The organism is Haloarcula halophila, assembly GCF_029278565.1.
Classification (GTDB): domain Archaea; phylum Halobacteriota; class Halobacteria; order Halobacteriales; family Haloarculaceae; genus Haloarcula; species Haloarcula halophila.
Window position 1 is genome coordinate 2591037 of the sequence record NZ_CP119559.1, and the last position, 17209, is coordinate 2608245.

Below are 17209 nucleotides of genomic sequence, written 5' to 3' on the forward strand. Positions count from 1 at the left end.
CTCGGTTCGTCAGTCACGGAGCGACGGCTCTTCACACCACAACGCCTTTCTACCACAGCAGAATATTACCAAGTGGTATGCAGAACTTCGATCAGTTCAGCGACGTCGGCGAGGCAGAAGTGACACGCGCGATCGGCCAGGAGTGGACCGAGGAGTTCATGGACTTCTCGGACTCGGACGTCATCATCGTCGGTGGCGGTCCCTCCGGGCTGATGGCCGCGAAAGAACTCTCCGAACGGGGTGTCCAGACGATGGTCGTCGAGAAGAACAACTACCTCGGCGGGGGGTTCTGGCTCGGCGGCTTCCTCATGAACAAGGTCACGGTGCGTGACCCGGCCCAGCAGGTCTTAGAGGAACTCGATGTCGACTTCAAGCGGTCCCAGGACAGCGAGGGACTGTACATCGCCAACGGGCCGGAGGCCTGTTCGGGGCTGATCAAGGCCGCCTGCGACGCCGGCGCGAAGATGCAGAACATGACCGAGTTCACGGACATCGTGATCCGCGAGGACCACCGCGTCGGCGGCATCGTGATGAACTGGACGCCTGTCCACGCGCTGCCCCGCGAGATCACCTGCGTCGACCCGATCGCCGTCGAGGCCGATCTGGTCATCGACGCGACGGGACACGACGCGATGGCCGTCAAGAAACTCGACGAACGGGGCGTCCTGGACGCGCCGGGTATCGAGGAGGGCGATGCCGGTATGGACGCCACCGACGACGACACCTACGGCGCCCCCGGTCACGACTCGCCCGGCCACGACTCCATGTGGGTCGGCGAGAGCGAGGACGCCGTCGTCGAACACACCGGCCTGGCCCACGACGGGCTTGTCGTCACCGGCATGGCGACCGCGACGACCTACGGCCTCCCGCGGATGGGGCCGACCTTCGGCGCGATGCTCGTCTCCGGGAAGCGGGCCGCACAGGTTGCGCTGGACGAACTGGAGGTCGACGCTGCCGACGTGGACCTGACGAGTCGCGCGACCCCCGCTGACGACTAGCCACTTTCTACAGACGGGGGTTCCTCGGGCCTGCGGCCCTGCGGGAACCCCCGTCTGCAAAAACTCGGGTAAAAACTGCTTGATCTCACGCCTTCGGCGTTCGGTCGAGTGAAACGCGGCGCGAAGCGCCGCGTATGCTGACGGTGACCGCGGCCGCCCTGCTCCACACCGTAGCCGCCCCACCCAGTACCGCACCGCCCACACCCTTCCCAGGAGGGTCGCTCGCTCGTCGCTCACCGTATCAACTATCTGCCTGGGGGAGGCACAGTTTCCGCTCGGGAGTTAGCGGAACAACCGTAGAGAAGTTGTCTAAATACGTATTTCAATGGGTGTGCGTGGGAGACACAGAGCCGGTGTTCGCGGCGTGAACTGCCACTCCTCGAAGCGATACCACAGGAGTTAAATGACTTTCGACCGAAGCCAGGCTTACCGATTGCCTCCGGGTTTCTTTAGGCCTGTCCCTGCCCGGTGAGCACCCGCCTTCGCATCCAATGAGCGAACACACACGTACGCGACGACAGACGGACGAACAGACCGAGGAGTCTGCCTCGACAGAGACGGCCTGCCCGGAGTGTAGCGGCACGCTCGTCATGGACGACGAACACGGCGAGACAGTCTGCCAGGACTGTGGCCTGGTCGTCGAGACCGACGAGATCGACCGTGGCCCGGAGTGGCGTGCCTTCGACGCCAGCGAGAAAGACGAGAAGTCCCGCGTCGGTGCGCCGACGACGAACATGATGCACGACAAGGGGCTCTCGACGAACATCGACTGGCGCGACAAGGACGCCTACGGCAACTCCCTGTCGGGCAAACAGCGCCAGAAGATGCAGCGGCTCCGCAAGTGGAACGAGCGGTTCCGGACACGGGACTCCAAGGAACGCAACCTCAAGCAGGCGCTGGGCGAGATCGATCGGATGGCCTCCGCACTTGGCCTGCCCGAGAACGTCCGCGAGACCGCCAGTGTGATCTACCGGCGTGCGCTGGACGAGAACCTCCTGCCCGGTCGTTCCATCGAGGGCGTCTCGACGTCTTCGGTGTACGCCGCGGCCCGCCAGGCAGGCGTCCCGCGGTCGCTGGACGAGATCACGGAGGTCTCCCGCGTCGAGAAAAGCGAGATCGCCCGCACCTATCGCTACGTCGTCCGGGAACTCGGGCTCGAAGTCGCGCCGGCCGACCCCGAGAGCTACGTTCCCCGGTTCGCTTCCTCGCTGGAACTCTCCGACGAGGCCGAACACCGCGCCCGTCAGTTGCTCCAGAACGCCAAAGAACAGGGCGTCCACTCCGGGAAATCGCCCGTCGGTCTCGCGGCGGCGGCTGTCTACGCCGCTGCCCTGCTGACCAACGAGAAGACTACCCAGGCGGCCGTCAGCGAAGTCGCGGACATCTCCGAGGTCACGATCCGCAACCGGTACCACGAACTGCTCGAAGCCGAGCAGGACCTTCCGGTCGCGTAACCGGACCGCTGTGGCGGAAAATCACCGCTGATAACTGCGGAGGTACGTTTAATCCGCTGGCTCTCGGCCGATGAGCTATGGCCTCTGATATCGGCAGCACCGGTACGGACAGTGTCGGTGATATCACCGGCGAGAACATCGGGACCGCGATCGACGAACTGCTTCGCGTCTCCGAGAACGTCTCGTCCAGTTCCCAGGAGATCAGCGATCTCGCCGACCAGCAATCCGAGAACATGCGTGAAGTCGCTGGCGAGGTATCGAACCTGTCGGCGACCGTCGAGGAAGTCGCTTCCAGTGCGAGCCAGGTCCGGCAAGTCAGCGACGACGCCCGCGAACTCGCTGCGGAGGGACGTGAAGTCGCCGACGACGCTATCGGCGCGATGGAAGCCGTCGACGAGGCCAACACCGACGTCTCAAAGGACGTCGAACAGCTCCAGGAGCGCATCGACGAGATCGACGAGATCGTCGAGGTGATCAACGACATCGCCGACCAGACGAACATGCTGGCGCTGAACGCTTCGATCGAGGCCGCCCGGGCCGGGGAGGCCGGCGAGGGCTTCGCCGTCGTCGCCGACGAGGTCAAATCGCTGGCCGAGGAGTCCCAGCAGAACGCGACCGAGATCGAACAGCTCGTCGCCAACATCAAATCGGACACGGAGGAGACCGTCGACAGCATCGAACACGCCAACGAACAGGTCGAGTCCGGCATCGAGCAGGTCAGTCGGACCGTCGAGATCCTCCGGGAGATCGACGAGTCCGTCGAGGAGGCTGCCCGCGGTGCCGAGGAGGTCGCCTCCGCGACGGACGAACAGGCCGCCTCGACCGAGGAGGTCGCCAGCATGGTCGACATGACCGCCGACAACGCCGAGGAAGTCGCCGAGCAGATCGAACAGATCGCCGCGGCCAACGAGCAACAGACCGCCAAGATCACCGAACTCAAGAACGCCGTCGGCGACCGCTAACCACAAGACACGAGTCACCCCACCTTCTCGGGCCGGTATGGAGACGACACACCGGGTCGTCACCGGTGACGCACGCGAGATCCCGCTGCCCGACGACAGCGTCGAACTCGTCGTCACGTCCCCGCCGTACCCGATGATCGAGATGTGGGACGACATCTTCGGGGAGCTGGACCCGGCTATCGCCGACGCGCTGTCGGCCGGGGACGGCGACCGAGCCTTCGAGTTGATGCACGATGTCCTCGAGGAGGTCTGGGCGGAAGTCGCCCGCGTCCTCGCTCCCGGGGGGATCGCCTGTCTCAACGTCGGCGACGCGACCCGCTCGCTGGACGACGGCTTTCGATCGTATCCCAACGGTGCCGAGGTGACCGCCCGCGTCACCGATCACGGGCTGCGGGCGCTGCCGGATATCCTCTGGCGGAAACCGACGAACAGCGGCGCGAAGTTCATGGGATCGGGGATGGTCCCACCGAACGCCTATCCGACGCTCGAACACGAGCAGATCCTCGTGTTCCGCAACGGCGAGCGCCGCCGCCTCGAACCGGGGTCGACCCGTCGCTACGAGAGCGCGTACTTCTGGGAGGAGCGCAACGAGTGGTTCTCGGACCTCTGGGAGCTTCGCGGTGAGCCACAGGACCTCCAGGAGGGGCTGCGGGATCGATCCGGCGCGTTCCCGTTAGTCGTCCCGTACCGACTGATCTCGATGTTTTCCGTCTACGGCGACACCGTGCTCGACCCGTTCGTGGGGACCGGCACGACGACGCTGGCGGCGATGGTTACTGCCCGTGACTCGGTCGGGATCGACCGCGACCCGGAGTTGCTTTCGGCGCTCGACGGTCGGGTCGGGACAGCGCCGGCCCGCTCCCGTGAGATCGGCCGCGAGCGGCTGGACGACCACCGCGAGTGGGTCCACCGACGGCGGGACGACGGTAACGAGCCCGGTTACACCGCCGAGTTCTACGACTTCCCGGTCAACACGAAACAGGAGCGTCAGATACGGTTCTACGCCGCCGATACCGTCGAGGGAACCGACGACGGATACCGTGTTACACACGCCCCGATCGAGTGGGAGTCCGACGCTTTTTGACAGACTCGGCCGAACCACGGGTATGAACTTCGAGTCGTTCACGTTGCTCGCTGCGACCGACGACCTGACTGTCGAGCCCGACGCCCGCGAACACGCCGACGGCGTCGAACTCCGGATGGACTTCGCGGACGAGCCACTCGCACAGCTCGATGCCTACGAAGGGAGTCTCCCGGTTCTCGTGACGAACCGTGTCGAGTGGGAAGGCGGTGAGGCAGCCGACACGGCCGGCAGGCTCGACACGCTCGAAGCGGCGCTCGAACACGAGGCTGTCTCGGCTGTCGATCTCGAACTGGCAGCGCTCGCCGGGGCGGGGGAGTACGACGCGGGACGGGTCGCGGACGCCGCCCGTGATCGCGGTGCGTCGGTCGTCGTTTCCACCCACGACTTCGAGTCGACGCCGGCACGGAAAGAGATCGCCGACCGGCTCCGACGGGCCTGTGAGTACGGCGACGTGGGGAAGCTGGCATCGACTGCCCACTCGCCCGACGACGTGCTGGCGATACTGGGTGCGACCAGAGAACTCACGGTCGCCGGCGAGTCGGTGGCGACGATGTGTATGGGCGCGGCCGGCCGTCATTCCCGAGCCGTCGCGCCGCTGTATGGTTCACGGATCGGGTACGCACCGGTCGACCCCGCGGACGCGACCGCGCCCGGGCAGTACGACCTGGCGACGCTACGCTCACTGATCGCCCAACTCCGGAACGATCAGTGACCCCTCGACCGATTCTCAGGCGTTGTACGCCGCTATGACGGCCATCACGTCATCGGCAGTCACGGTTTGCCCGCCGATTCGCTCCTGGTTGTCGTAGGCCGTGATGGCCGCAAGAACTTCCGACCGCTGGATGCCGGGCGTCCCGTTCGTATCGAACCGACCGACCTGGGACTGTGTCGTGCCGCCGTACCGACCCGCACCGTACCCACCGGTCCCGAACCCGGTGGGGGTGGACTCGGTCGTAGCTGCCGCGGTCGGTTTCACACCTGCGGCCACCAGCCCCCCGAGTACGCTCGCTCCCTGTAATACGCGTCGGCGTGCGTAGGTCCGTGGTGTGTCGGCGTCGGTCATAGCAACTGGTAGCGTATGGGATGTCTATAAGCTGTCGCCGACCGCAGGACCAGCCGGTTCTTGCCTTCGGAAGATATAGGGGCGTGGCTGTCGGACATCGGAGATATGACCGATACGGGACGCAAGCGGCCCTGGCTGGCGGTCCTCCTGGCGCTCGTCTACCCGGGGCTGGGTCACATCTACCTTCGGGAGTGGGTGCGTGCCGTTCTGTGGTTCGGACTCGTGTTCAGCACCACGACGCTGCTGTTGGGTGAGAGCGACCTTCCGACGGAGCTGTCCGTCGATGCCCTCCTCGCTGCCTCCCGTGGGCTCCCGCTGGAGGCGTCGCTCGCACTGCTGGCGATTACCGTTCTCAGCATGGCCGACGCCTACTGGATGGCGACACAGAGCCAACACGAAGGGGCTGTCGCCGACGGGTTGACCTGTCCAAACTGCGGGAAGGAACTCGACGAGGATATCGACTTCTGCCACTGGTGTACGACCGAGCTGTCGGCCGCCGAGGACGCCGGCGCGGACTCGACCCAGTGACGTGACCGACGATCTATCGAGACCCGGGACCCGCTGGGTGCTGGTCGTCGTCGCCGCGGGGGTGATGGGTGCTGCCGGAACGTACCAGTTCGCCTGGAGCTCCCTCAGCGGTCCGGTCGGGAGCCGTGTCGGCGCGTCTCCCACCGGACTCGGTAACGTGTTCACCGCTTATATCGTCGCCCAGACGCTCGTCCAGTTCCCGGCCGGCAGCATCAGGGACCGCTACGGGCCGCGGGCGATTCTAGTGGTGAGCGCGCTGTTCCTGGCAAGCGGGTACGCTGGACTGGCAGTAGTTCGATCGTATCCGTTGGTCCTCGCCGCCTACACGCTCGGTGGTGTCGGCTGCGGGATCGCGTACACGGTCGCGGTCAACACGCCGGTCAAGTGGTTCACCGACCGGCGGGGCCTGGCGACGGGGGCGGTCACGATGGCCTACGGCGCGGTCAGCGTCGCCGCGATCCCGCTGTTGCAGTCTCGACTGGACGCTTCCTACCGGGCGACGCTGCTGACACTGGCTGTCGTGGTCGGCGGTGCGGGGCTGCTGGCGGCGCTCGTGCTCCGCGATCCGCCGACGGGTACCGACGCCACGGACGACGGGGATGCGGTCAGCGTCGACGAGACGGCGGCGATCGGCTGGCGGTCGGTGCTCCGGTCCTGGCAGTTCTGGGTGTTGTTCGGCGTCATGGCCGTCGTCAACGGCGTGGGGCTGATGCTGATCGGGCAGTCCGTCGGGTTTACCAGAGGTTTGGGGATGGGTTCCGGGACGGCGACGACGGTCGCGTCGGTGATCGCGCTGGCCGACGCGGGCGGTATCGTCGTCGTCAGCGCGCTCTCCGATCGGCTCGGCGGCGAACGGACCGTCGGGGCCTCCCTGCTGTTGTGTGGCTGTTCGCTCGCGGGTGCGGTCGTCGTCGGCGTCCGTGGACTCGCACCGCTGTTCGTCCTTCTGGTCGGGGCGACCGCGTTCTTCCGCAGCCCGGTGTTCGCGGTCTTTCCCTCCCTCGTGGGACGCTACTACGGGCGCGCTCGCTCGTCGGAGAACTACGCGCTCGTCTACTCGGCGAAAGTCCCCGGCGGTATCCTGGGTGGGACCGTCGCCGGCTTCCTGATCGCCCGGACCGGCTGGACCCCGTCGTTTCTGGCCGGGGCCGCGCTGCTCGCGCTCGCCGGCCTCGCGACGCTGACGCTCCGCTCGGGGGATCTCGTGGACAAAGACGGACACGTCGGACAGCAAACCGGGTAGTGTGAACGACGAGAGAACGAGCCGCCCGCGTCGCCGTTATTTCTCGATGATGCTCTCTTCGATCTTCTCGCCGAAGTGTGTCGCCGTGTCCTCGTAGTAGACCAGCAACTCGTCGCCCGGCTCCAGGTCCGTGACAGCGGTCCGGCCCTCGCGGGTGTGGACCTTGATCGTCTCGGCGTTCTGCAGGAGCGTCTCGATCCGGTCCCCGTCTTCGGTCTCGGCCTGGACCCGGAACATCGGGCGTTTCTCGATCTTCGCACGGCCGACGATCGCCTCGCGAGTGTGTCCCTCGCTGTCGACGACCTGTACTTCGTCGCCCGACTGGAGTTCCGAGAGGTACTTCGTCCCGCCGTCGGGGGTTCGGACGTACGCGTGGACGGCACCGGCGTTGACCCGGAACGGCCGGGAGGCGACGTAGGGGGATTCGGCGGTCTCCGCGTGGACGAAAAAGAGCCCGCGGGCCATCGAACCGACGAGCATCCCCTCGTCGTGTTCCATCAGGTTGCCCGTGTCGATACAGACCCGGTCGGCCGACCCGGTCTGTTCGACGGCAGTCACTTCGGCGTACTGCAAGTCGAGTTGCTCGCGGCCGACGGCGTCGCGCACCTCGCAGGTCTTGCGGATCTCGTCGACGTCGTCGGTGTCGAGTAGGACGCCGTCGGCGCCGTGTTCCAGCGTCTCGTAGGCGGTGCGGGCGTCTTCTGCGGTCTGGACGCCGGTGATGAGCTGTGTCTCGTCGCCGACCCGGGCGATGAGGTTCTCGAGGGGGATGATCTGCCAGTCCTCGCCGATGACGATCGTGAAGTCGGCCTCGGCCGCGACCGCCTCGGCGAAGGCCTCGTAGTCTTCGTCGAAGATCCGGACGTAGCCGCCGTCGGTCGTCGTCCCGTTGCGCCGCAGCGTCGAGAGGTCCGCAGAGCCGGAGAAATCAGCGGGGAGATCGACCGTCCCGTCACCCTCGCCGTCTTTTCCGACGATGGTCGCGTCGCTCGTGATCGCTTCCTCCTCGGCCTCCATGACGTGAACGTCACCGTTCGAGAAGGCGGCGATGTTGACGGCACCCAGTTCCTCTACCCGGTCGACATCGCTCTCGTCGACCAGGACCCAGTCGACGCCGGCTTCGAGGCCGGCGGTGATACGGCGCTTCCGTGTCTCCCAGTCGCCGACCTCATCGTCGGCTTTGAGCCACACGCTTCGTGTCATACGCCCACGTGCGCGACGCCGGGGCTTGAACGTGGCGGATTGGGCAACGGCGCCTCGTCGGAGGATGTAGGGTTGGCAGCCGACCGTCCAGATATGACCCGATTGCCCTCTCTGCGACTGCCGGCTAAGAGTGTTTACTGTGGTCTGCCCGACGGTAATCGACATAATACAATGTGGATGTGGCGTGCTAGCGGATCACAGCAGGAGATCACTATCAGATGTCAACCGATGGATGCACTGTCTACACGGTCGCGGGTGCGAAGGGTGGGGTCGGTCGAACGACGACGAGCATCAACCTGGGGGTGGCCCTGGCGAACGCCGGCCACGACGCCGCCGTCCTCGAACTCGACTTGGCGATGGCGAACCTCACCGAGTTCCTCGATGTCGAGGCGACGACGACGCTCCACGGGGTCCTCGCGGGGGAGGCGAACGTCGCGGACGCGACGTATCCCGCCGCTGGCGGACTGTCGCTCGTCCCCAGCGGAACGTCACTGGAGGGGTACGCTCGGACCGACCTCTCTACGCTCCCAGGCGTCGTCGACACGCTCCGTGAGCGCCACGACGCTATCATGGTCGACACGCCGGCGGGACTGAGCGAGGAGACGGTACAGGCGATGGAACTCGCCGACGAAGCCGTCTTGGTCTCGACGCCGCGTGTCTCGTCGGTCCGGAACGCCAACGAGACACTGCCACTCGCGGACCACGTCGAGACGGCTGTCAGCGGACTCGTTCTCACGAAGTCGGGGGCGGGTACCCCGGCGGTCGCGGACCACGTCGCGTCCTGTCTCGACGTTTCCGTACTCGGCCGTGTCCCTGAGGACGATGCGGTTCCGTACGCACAGGAGCACGGGGAGCCAGTCGTCGAGCATGCCCCACACAGCGGCGCGGCCGTCGCGTACCGGAAGATCGCTCGTCGTCTGGCGGAGCCGACCACAGCGAATTCCTCGGCGATGGGACGGACCGACAGCACTGCGTGTGACGGGTCGGCGACTGGAGACCGGAGCAACGGTAGCCGGACACCTCAGGACTCGGAGAGTGGGGGATCGGATACTAGTACCGACGATATCGAACAGGCGGTCGGGAACGTGGGTACGTCGCCCCACTCGTTCGGCCGACAACTCCAGGACGTGTTCGATCGTTAAGCTTCGACTGCCAGCCCCGCCTCGCGGAGCGCGTCGACGGCGTCGGCGTCGTCGTGGACGACCGCCGAGACCGCACGGGCGATCTTCTCCGGTTCGTCGTGCTGGAAGATCGACCGACCCATCGAGATACCGGCGGCGCCCGCGTCCATCGCGCCCCGGACCATGTCCAGCGTCTCCTCGTCGGTCCCTTTCGACCCGCCGGCGATGACGACCGGCAGCGAGGTGGATTCGACGACGTGCTGGAAGCTCTCGGCGTCGCCGGTGTAGCCCGTCTTGACCACGTCCGACCCCAGTTCCTCGGCCAGTCGGACCGCGTGCCCGACCGCCTGGTTGTAGCCGTCCGCTTCGGGATCGATCTCGGGGCCGCGGGCGTAGGCCATCGCCAGGACAGGCAAGCCGTAGCGGTCGGCCTCGCTGGTCAGCGTCGACAGTTCCTCGATCTGTTCGCGCTCGTAGGTGCTGCCGACGTTGATGTGGAAAGAGACCGCGTCGGCACCGACCCGGATAGCGTCTTCGACGGTCCCGGTCGTCCGTTTGTCGTTTTCGTCCGGACCGATCGTCGTCGAGCCGTTGAGATGTGCGATGTAGCCCGCGTCGTTCTTGTTCGGGTGGACGCGGTCGGCGATGCCCCGTTGGGTGAGGACGGCGTCGGCACCGCCGCGTGTGACCGCGTCGATCGTCGATTCGATGTCTTTCAGCCCTTTGACTGCTCCCATCGTGATCCCGTGGTCCATCGGGACGATGACGTACTGCCCATCTGTCCCGATGCGTGTGAGCCGTGCGCGTTTCCCTGCGTTCATGTTATGGGACAGTGTGGCAAGTACGCTTATAAAGATTGAGAAGTGTACCCGCGCCTTCAGGCGCGGAACGAATCCGACAACCCATTCCACAGTCCACTGTCGATAGCAGAGTCTACTCGGACAGAGGTGGTAGACTGCAAACCTTAATATCCCAATCCAGCGGTGTGGAACCGTGGGATTCCCCTGTCTTCAGGTACGGAAGGATGTCAAGTGCGTTCCGGTTGCGGCCGGTTCTGTGCTCCCCGACGGGCACCCTCCTTCAGTTCGCGTGCCTTCGCTTCGAGGCGGTCGGCGACAGTCTCGGTATCGTCGCCGTTCTCGTGGCCCTCGGCGACGATGTCGATCAGCGCGGAGCCGACGATGATCCCGTCGGCGCCCGCCGAGACGATACGCTCGGCGTGATCGCCGGTCTTGATACCGAAACCGACGGCCTTTGGCACGTCCCAGTCGCTCAGCCGGGCCAACGACTCCTCGGTAGCGTCGTCGACGTCGTCGCGCGCGCCGGTGACGCCCAGGCGGGCCTGGACGTAGACGTACCCCGAGACCTGTGTCTTCATGCTGTCCAACCGGTCGCCGGTCGTCGTCGGCGCGACGATGAACACCAGATCGAGGCCGAACTCGTCACAGGCCGCCCGCAGCGGGCCGGCCTCCTCGGCGGGGAGATCGACGACGACAAGCCCCTCGATGCCGACTTCGGCGGCTTTCTCGACGAAGGGCCGTGGACCCTCCTCGCTGTCCCCGTACTGGAACACGAGGTTGTAGTAGGTCATACAGACCACCGGTACGTCCACGTCCAACTCTTCGACGAACTCGAAGTACCGACCGACGGTCATCCCCGCCTCCAGCGAGCGGACGATTGCGTCCTGGATGGTCTTCCCCTCGGCGATCGGTTCCGAGAAGGGCAAGCCGAGTTCGATCAGGTCGGCTCCGCCCCGCTCTAACGCCTCGATGTAGGTCTGTGAGGCCTCGTAGTCGGGATCTCCCGCGGTGAGATAGGGGATAAAGGCCGGATCGTCGCGCTCGAAGACTCGCTCCAGTCCCATCAGTGGTCACCGTCCGTGTGGCCGCTGTCGGGGTTCATCATCCCGCCGGTGTCGAAGACGGACATGTCGGGAGCGATGTCGAGGTCCCGTTTGCTCGTCTCCTCGATGACCGTCTCCAGGTCCTTGTCGCCGCGACCGGAGACGTTGACGACCACGCTCTCCCCCAGGTCGTCGTGGTGTTCTTCGAGATATCCGAAGGCGTGGGCCGTCTCCAGCGCCGGGATGATCCCCTCGTCCTGGGAGAGGCGGTGGAACGCCTCCAGGGCGTGGTCGTCGTCGACGTTGACCGGCGTCACGCGACCCTCGTCGACGAGGTGGGCCAGCTCCGGGCCGACACCGGCGTAGTCCAGGCCGGCCGAGACCGAATGTGACTCCATGATCTGGCCGTCCGAGTCCTGCAGGAGCTTCGTCCGGGCACCGTGGAGGACCCCCTCCTCGCCGGTCGAGAGGGTCGCGGAGTTGGGTGCGACGCCGCGCTCTTCGTCGACCGACAGCGAGGAGCCGCCGGCCTCGACGGCGTATAGCGCCACGTCGGGGTCGTCGACGAACTCCGCGAACGTGCCCATCGTGTTCGAGCCACCGCCGGCACAGGCCAGGACGGCGTCCGGGAGCCCACCGGTCTTCTCGATGGTCTGCTCGCGGGCCTCTTCGGAGATGACCGCCTGGAAGTCCCGGACCATCTTCGGGAACGGGTGCGGGCCGACGATGCTCCCGATGACGTAGTGGGTGTTCTCGACGGTGGTCGCCCAGTCGCGCATCGTCTCGGAGATGGCCTCCTTGAGCGTTCCCCGGCCGACCGTGACCGGGTTGACGTCGGCACCGTTGATCCGCATGCGGAAGACGTTGGGTCGCTGGCGGGCGATGTCGGTCTCGCCCATGTAGATCTCACAGGGCATATCCAGATGCGCCGCCGCCATCGCCGTCGCGGTGCCGTGTTGGCCCGCGCCGGTCTCGGCGATGATGCGCTCTTTGCCCATGTACTTCGCCAACAGGACCTGGCCCAGCGCGTTGTTGAGCTTGTGTGCGCCGCCGTGCAGCAGGTCCTCACGTTTCAGGTAGACGTCGGTGTCGTACCGGGCCGAGAGCTGCTCGGCGTACTGTAACGGGGTCGGGCGGCCGCCGAAGTCGGCCAGGCGCTCCCGGAACTCGTCCATGAAGCCGTCCTCGTTTTCCAGGACGTACCGCTCGTAGGCGTCGGCCAGCTCCTCGATGGCCGGCATCAGCGCCTCGGGTACGTACTGTCCGCCGTACTCGCCGAACTTGGGGTCGTGTGCGTCGTCCGTGCTCATGTCTGTGTCTCCGTCTCCGCATCGGTCAGTCGCCGCGTGTTCGCTGTCACGTCGGTGTCCGCGCCGTGATCCATGATGGCCGAGCCGACCAGCAGTGCGTCGGCACCGGCCCCGCGCATCCGCCGAACGTCCTCCGGCGTGTGTATGCCGCTTTCGGCAATGAGGGTGACGCTCCCGGGGACCGATTCACTGACTCGCTCGAAGGTCTCCAGATCGACTTCGAGCTTCGCCAGATCGCGGTTGTTGACGCCGACGATGTCCGCACCGGCTTCGAGAGCGGTCTCGACCTCGGCCTCTGTGTGGGTCTCGACGAGGACCTGGAACCCCCGGTCACGGGCCGCAGCAACCAGGTCGGACAGGTCGTCGGTCCCGTCTTCCTGTAGGAACCGGACGATCAGCAGGACCACGTCGGCCTCGACGACGTCTAACTGCGCCTCGTGGAGGATGAAATCCTTCCGCAGGACCGGGACGTCGACGGCCTCGCGAACCCGTTCCAGCGTCTCCGCTGAACCGCCGAAGTGGTCCGGTTCGGTCAGGACCGACAGCGCCGCCGCGCCGCCCGCGACCATCCGCTCGGCCAGCTCTACCGGGTCGTCGGTCCGTTCGCCGTCGGTCGTTGGACTGGTCGGCTTGATCTCGGCGACCAGCGGCACGCGTCCGCCGGCCTCGGCCTGTTCGAACGCCGCCGGCAGCGAGCGCGCGTCGACGGTGACCCGGTCGCTCCCCCCGACGCGCTCGCGTGCCGCCGCGAGTATCGACTCCACTTCCGGTGCGATCGCACCTACACTATCGTCCATCACTGAACACTAACGTACAGAAGTGTACATAAGGGTTACCCTCGGGAACGGGCCGCAGGTTGAAGACACGCCGGGTCGTCACTCCGGTTATGGAGACATCGAGCGACGATGCGGGCATCTACGCGCGGGAGTCGGACTACCTCGACCGGTACGTCCAGTTCGGGGCGGCCGGTGACCGGGTCATCTCGCTGTCGTTCCCGACACACCCCGAGGACGTCACCAGCGACGACCACGCACTGCTGGATCGTATCGACGACTATCTCTCCGGAACCGAAGACGGCTTCGAGGACGTGACCGTCGGGCTGACTGTGCCCACAGAGCAGCGTCGTGTGTTGGAGGCGGTCCGTGAGGTCCCCTACGGCGAGAACGCCACCGTCGAGCAGGTCGCACGGATGACGCCGGACCTGGACGCGACCGAACAGGACGACCTCGCCGCGGTCCGCGAGGCGCTGGCTGGCAATCCGGTCCCGCTTCTCATCCCCGATCACCGGGTTCGTGACGGACCTAGTAGCGCCCCACCGGCGGTCGAACAGAAGCTTCGGTCGGTCGAGGGGTTATAGCGATAGCCGTTCGATCCCCAGCCCTTCGTGGACGCCCAGTTCCAGGGCGTTGACGAGGTAGTGGGCGACGACGACGGCGAGCAGACTGTCGGTGACGACGAACAGGCCGGCGAGTCCCAGCCCGAGCGCCCCGGTGACGAGGATACCGACACGTCCCTGGGCACCGTGGCCCAGCGCGAACGCGACCGAGGAGACGATGGCCATCGCCCACGCCGGCGCGCCCAGTCCGGCGACGGGGACGCCGATCGCCGCCCCACGAAAGAGCAGTTCTTCGACGACCGCGATGATCGGCAGGATGACGCCGAGCAGGACCACCCAGCCACCGGCCGAATCCGGTGCCAACAGCCCACGGACGGACTCGTCGAAGGCCATGTCGAACCCCGCGGCCAGTGACGCGGCGGCCTCGTTGCCCAGCCAGAAACCGACGCCGGCCGCGACGCCGACAGCGAGTGCTGGCCAGCCCGTCGAGAGCGGGGCCGCGCTGACACCGAACGCACTGACCGGGATCCGGTAGTAGAACGCTGCCGCCACCAAGAGCGCGCCGAACAGCCCCTGGGTGAGCGCGACGTTCGCCAGCAACGCCCCGGTCGAGATGCTCTCGGGTCGGTTCGAGCGTCGCGATTCGACCCAACGGCGTCGCCGGGCGCTCTCCGGGGTCTCGAACCGTGGGATGACGGGATCAGGCGTCGGCGTGTCGGCGTGCTCCTCCAGTGACGGGACGCCCTCCGCGGTTGCCGAGAGACCGCTCTCGTCGGTGAGTCCCTGCGAAAGGCGCGCGAGCGCGAGTAACGCGGTCAGAAGGAGTCCCGTCAGGCCGACGAAGGCGGCCCAACCGGGCACGGCTCTACTGCGGGCTGGGGCTGCCGCCCTGGCGGCCGACCTCGTGTTCGAGGGCCTTGCCCGTGATGGACTTCAGGCGGTCGACCAGCGAGTCCTTCTCGGTCTCGCCCGACAGCGCGACCTCCAGGACTTCCGAGATGTGGGAGACGGGGATGATCTCGACCATCTCCTCGTACTCCTCCTCGATCATGACGTCCTGGGTGTTGGCCTCGGGGATGATGACCGTATCGAGGCCGGCCTTTGCGGCGGCCTCGATCTTGTGGGTGACTCCGCCGACCGGGAGCACGTCGCCCCGGACCGATAGCGAGCCCGTCATCGCGAGGTTCTGTTTGATCGGGACGTCCTCTATCGCCGAGATGACGGCGGTTGCGACCGTGATCGAGGCCGAGTCGCCGTCGACGCCGCCTTCACCGGCCTGGACGAACTGGATGTGGACGTCCTTCTCGGAGATGTCCTCGTCGCTGAACTTCTTGATGATCGCCGAGACGTTCTGGACGGCCTCCTCGGCCATCTCTTTGAGCTGACCGGTCGCGATCACCTGGCCGGGACCCTGTGACGGGCTGACCTCTGCCATCACGGGGAGGACGATTCCGCTGTCCTCGCCCATGACTGCCAGGCCGTTGACGCGGCCGATGACGTCGCCCTGGTTGACGGTGAGCTCGTAGTCCTTGCGGCGTTCGATGTAGTTGTCCGCGAGCTGTTGCTCGATGGACCGGGAGCGCCGTTTCGCTTGCAGGACGTCTTTGCGTTCGGTCTGCTCTCTGTCCTCCGCGCGAGCGATGTCGCCCGCGACACGGACCAGGCCACCGAGGTCACGGAACTTCAGGGTGAGGTGGCCTTTCCGACCCGCACGGCGACGGGCTTCGAGGATGAGTTCCTCGACGGCCTCCTCGGTGAAGTGTGGGAGCCGCCCGTCGTTCTCGACTTCCTGGGCGACGAAGCGGGCGTACTTCCGGCGCATCTCGGGGTCGTCCTCGATGGTGTCGTCCATGTACACCTCGTAGCCGTACCCCTTGATCCGGGAGCGCAGCGCCGGGTGCATGTTCTCCATCGCGTCGAGGTTCCCCGCCGCGATCATGATGAAGTCACAGGGGACCGGCTCGGTCTGGACCATCGCGCCCGAGGAGCGCTCGGACTGGCCCGTGATCGAGAACTCGCCCTCCTGGATGGCCGTCATCAGCTTCTGCTGGCTGCGGATGTCCAGGGTGTTGATCTCGTCGACGAACAACACACCCTTGTTGGCCTTGTGGATGGCACCGGCCTCGACGCGGTCGTGGCTGGGGGTCTCCATGCCGCCGGACTGGAACGGGTCGTGGCGGACATCGCCCAACAGCGCACCCGCGTGGGCACCGGTCGCGTCCTCGAAGGGCGCGGTCTTCTGGCTGGCGGTGCTGATCAGGAGGTTCGGGATCATCGCGTCGCTGCCTCGCGACCCGTAGCGGAACGCGAGGTAGATGACACCCGCTGCCAGGATGCCCAGCAGGATCTGCTGGGCGATGATCAGCGAGTAGCCGATGACGATAGCGATGATGATCCACATCAGGAACGTCCGCATCTGGTTGCGCTTGCGGGCTTCCTCCTTGTGGGCGTCGACGATCTGTTCACCCTTCCCGCTGGGGACCGTCCGGACTTTCGGCTCGTTGCCGTCGTCGGGGTTGTGATAGACGAGGACGTCCTGGAGCTCCTCACGGGGGAGCAACTGACTCATCGCTTTGGCCAGCATCGACTTGCCCGTCCCGGGCGAGCCGATCATCATCACGTGTCGGCGCTGTTTGGCCGCTTTCTTGATGACGTCCCGGGCGTGATCCTGCCCGATGACCTGATCGACGAGACGGTCGGGGACCTCGATGTCGGCGGTCGAATCGATTTCGAGACCGCCGAGCAAGTCCTCCTCTTCGCCGTCGAGGTTGCTCTCTCCCTCGACCTCGACGTCGCTTCCGAGGGTCGTATCCCCGTCGTCACCGTCGACGGTCGGCTCTGACGCCCGCTCGTCGTCCGTCTCAGCAGGGCTGTCGGCCGCCGTGGCCTCGCCGGCGTCGGTGTTCTCCCGGCCGGCGTCGGGAGCCGCGTCGTGTTCGGTATTATCGCTCATACAAACGTTGCTAACACCGGATTTCAAGGGCTGTCTACTGATATACTTTCTCCCCGCATCCGGGGTCGATACACACCGAAAACCGCACGAGGGCTCCCGATCCGGCCGTCG

General features: G+C 66.2%; 17 protein-coding genes. 9 read left to right on the top strand and 8 right to left on the bottom strand.

The window, feature by feature from the left end; translation table 11 throughout:
• The first annotated feature begins 77 nt into the window (after nt 1-77).
• The 5 genes from P0204_RS13635 to P0204_RS13655 all read left to right on the top strand — a co-directional run bounded on the left by P0204_RS13635 (nt 78) and on the right by P0204_RS13655 (nt 5210).
• A complete protein-coding gene (locus P0204_RS13635) occupies nt 78-998 on the top strand; it encodes a sulfide-dependent adenosine diphosphate thiazole synthase (RefSeq protein WP_276180120.1) in 921 nt (306 codons plus the stop codon).
• 491 nt (nt 999-1489) lie between these two features.
• Nucleotides 1490-2452 carry a transcription initiation factor IIB gene (locus tag P0204_RS13640; RefSeq protein ID WP_276180123.1) on the top strand — a complete coding sequence of 321 codons (963 nt, stop codon included), beginning with the start codon at nt 1490-1492 and terminating at the stop codon, nt 2450-2452.
• 77 nt (nt 2453-2529) lie between these two features.
• Complete coding sequence (locus P0204_RS13645; RefSeq protein ID WP_276180125.1) at nt 2530-3414, top strand: methyl-accepting chemotaxis protein; 885 nt, start codon at nt 2530-2532, stop codon at nt 3412-3414.
• 37 nt (nt 3415-3451) lie between these two features.
• Nucleotides 3452-4498, top strand: a complete 1047-nt coding sequence (locus P0204_RS13650) for a DNA-methyltransferase (protein ID WP_276180127.1) — start codon at nt 3452-3454, stop codon at nt 4496-4498.
• A gap of 22 nt (nt 4499-4520) precedes the next feature.
• Complete coding sequence (locus P0204_RS13655) at nt 4521-5210, top strand: type I 3-dehydroquinate dehydratase (RefSeq protein WP_276180129.1); 690 nt, start codon at nt 4521-4523, stop codon at nt 5208-5210.
• Between the two features lie 15 nt (nt 5211-5225).
• On the opposite strand, the gene P0204_RS13660 is transcribed toward P0204_RS13655, so the two are convergent.
• On the bottom strand, nt 5226-5561 hold the full coding sequence (locus P0204_RS13660) for a hypothetical protein (protein WP_276180131.1): 336 nt from the start codon (nt 5559-5561) through the stop codon (nt 5226-5228).
• 105 nt (nt 5562-5666) lie between these two features.
• Here P0204_RS13660 and P0204_RS13665 point away from each other — a divergent pair, with 105 nt between their 5' ends.
• Nucleotides 5667-6089 (top strand): zinc ribbon domain-containing protein, encoded by a 423-nt coding sequence (locus P0204_RS13665; RefSeq protein WP_276180133.1) that lies wholly within the window; start codon nt 5667-5669, stop codon nt 6087-6089.
• Between the two features lies 1 nt (nt 6090).
• Complete coding sequence (locus tag P0204_RS13670; protein WP_276180135.1) at nt 6091-7332, top strand: MFS transporter; 1242 nt, start codon at nt 6091-6093, stop codon at nt 7330-7332.
• Nucleotides 7333-7368: 36 nt separating this feature from the next.
• On the opposite strand, the gene P0204_RS13675 is transcribed toward P0204_RS13670, so the two are convergent.
• Nucleotides 7369-8535, bottom strand: a complete 1167-nt coding sequence (locus P0204_RS13675) for a 3-dehydroquinate synthase II (RefSeq protein WP_276180137.1) — start codon at nt 8533-8535, stop codon at nt 7369-7371.
• 218 nt (nt 8536-8753) lie between these two features.
• Between P0204_RS13675 and P0204_RS13680 the strand changes: the two genes are divergently transcribed.
• Nucleotides 8754-9677 (top strand): P-loop NTPase, encoded by a 924-nt coding sequence (locus tag P0204_RS13680; protein ID WP_276180139.1) that lies wholly within the window; start codon nt 8754-8756, stop codon nt 9675-9677.
• Here P0204_RS13680 and P0204_RS13685 read toward each other — a convergent pair.
• The 4 genes from P0204_RS13685 to trpC form a co-directional block, all read right to left on the bottom strand.
• A complete protein-coding gene (locus P0204_RS13685; protein ID WP_276180141.1) occupies nt 9674-10477 on the bottom strand; it encodes a 2-amino-3,7-dideoxy-D-threo-hept-6-ulosonate synthase in 804 nt (267 codons plus the stop codon). The genes P0204_RS13680 and P0204_RS13685 overlap by 4 nt on opposite strands.
• A 206-nt stretch (nt 10478-10683) precedes the next feature.
• Nucleotides 10684-11520 carry a tryptophan synthase subunit alpha gene (gene trpA / locus P0204_RS13690; RefSeq protein WP_276180143.1) on the bottom strand — a complete coding sequence of 279 codons (837 nt, stop codon included), beginning with the start codon at nt 11518-11520 and terminating at the stop codon, nt 10684-10686.
• Nucleotides 11520-12809 carry a tryptophan synthase subunit beta gene (gene trpB / locus P0204_RS13695; protein WP_276180145.1) on the bottom strand — a complete coding sequence of 430 codons (1290 nt, stop codon included), beginning with the start codon at nt 12807-12809 and terminating at the stop codon, nt 11520-11522. The genes trpA and trpB overlap by 1 nt, the downstream gene beginning before the upstream one ends.
• Entirely contained in the window at nt 12806-13606 is an 801-nt protein-coding gene (trpC, locus tag P0204_RS13700) for an indole-3-glycerol phosphate synthase (protein WP_276180147.1), read from the bottom strand. The genes trpB and trpC overlap by 4 nt, the downstream gene beginning before the upstream one ends.
• An 89-nt stretch (nt 13607-13695) precedes the next feature.
• On the opposite strand from trpC, the gene P0204_RS13705 reads away from it, so the two are divergent.
• Entirely contained in the window at nt 13696-14166 is a 471-nt protein-coding gene (locus tag P0204_RS13705; RefSeq protein WP_276180150.1) for an MGMT family protein, read from the top strand.
• On the opposite strand, the gene P0204_RS13710 is transcribed toward P0204_RS13705, so the two are convergent.
• Both P0204_RS13710 and lonB read right to left on the bottom strand, forming a co-directional pair.
• Nucleotides 14161-15006: a CPBP family intramembrane glutamic endopeptidase gene (locus P0204_RS13710; protein ID WP_276180153.1), complete on the bottom strand. Its 846-nt coding sequence runs from the start codon at nt 15004-15006 to the stop codon at nt 14161-14163. The two genes, P0204_RS13705 and P0204_RS13710, sit on opposite strands and share 6 nt — an antisense overlap.
• Before the next feature lie 4 nt (nt 15007-15010).
• Entirely contained in the window at nt 15011-17098 is a 2088-nt protein-coding gene (lonB, locus tag P0204_RS13715) for an ATP-dependent protease LonB (protein ID WP_276180155.1), read from the bottom strand.
• Nucleotides 17099-17209 lie beyond the last annotated feature (111 nt).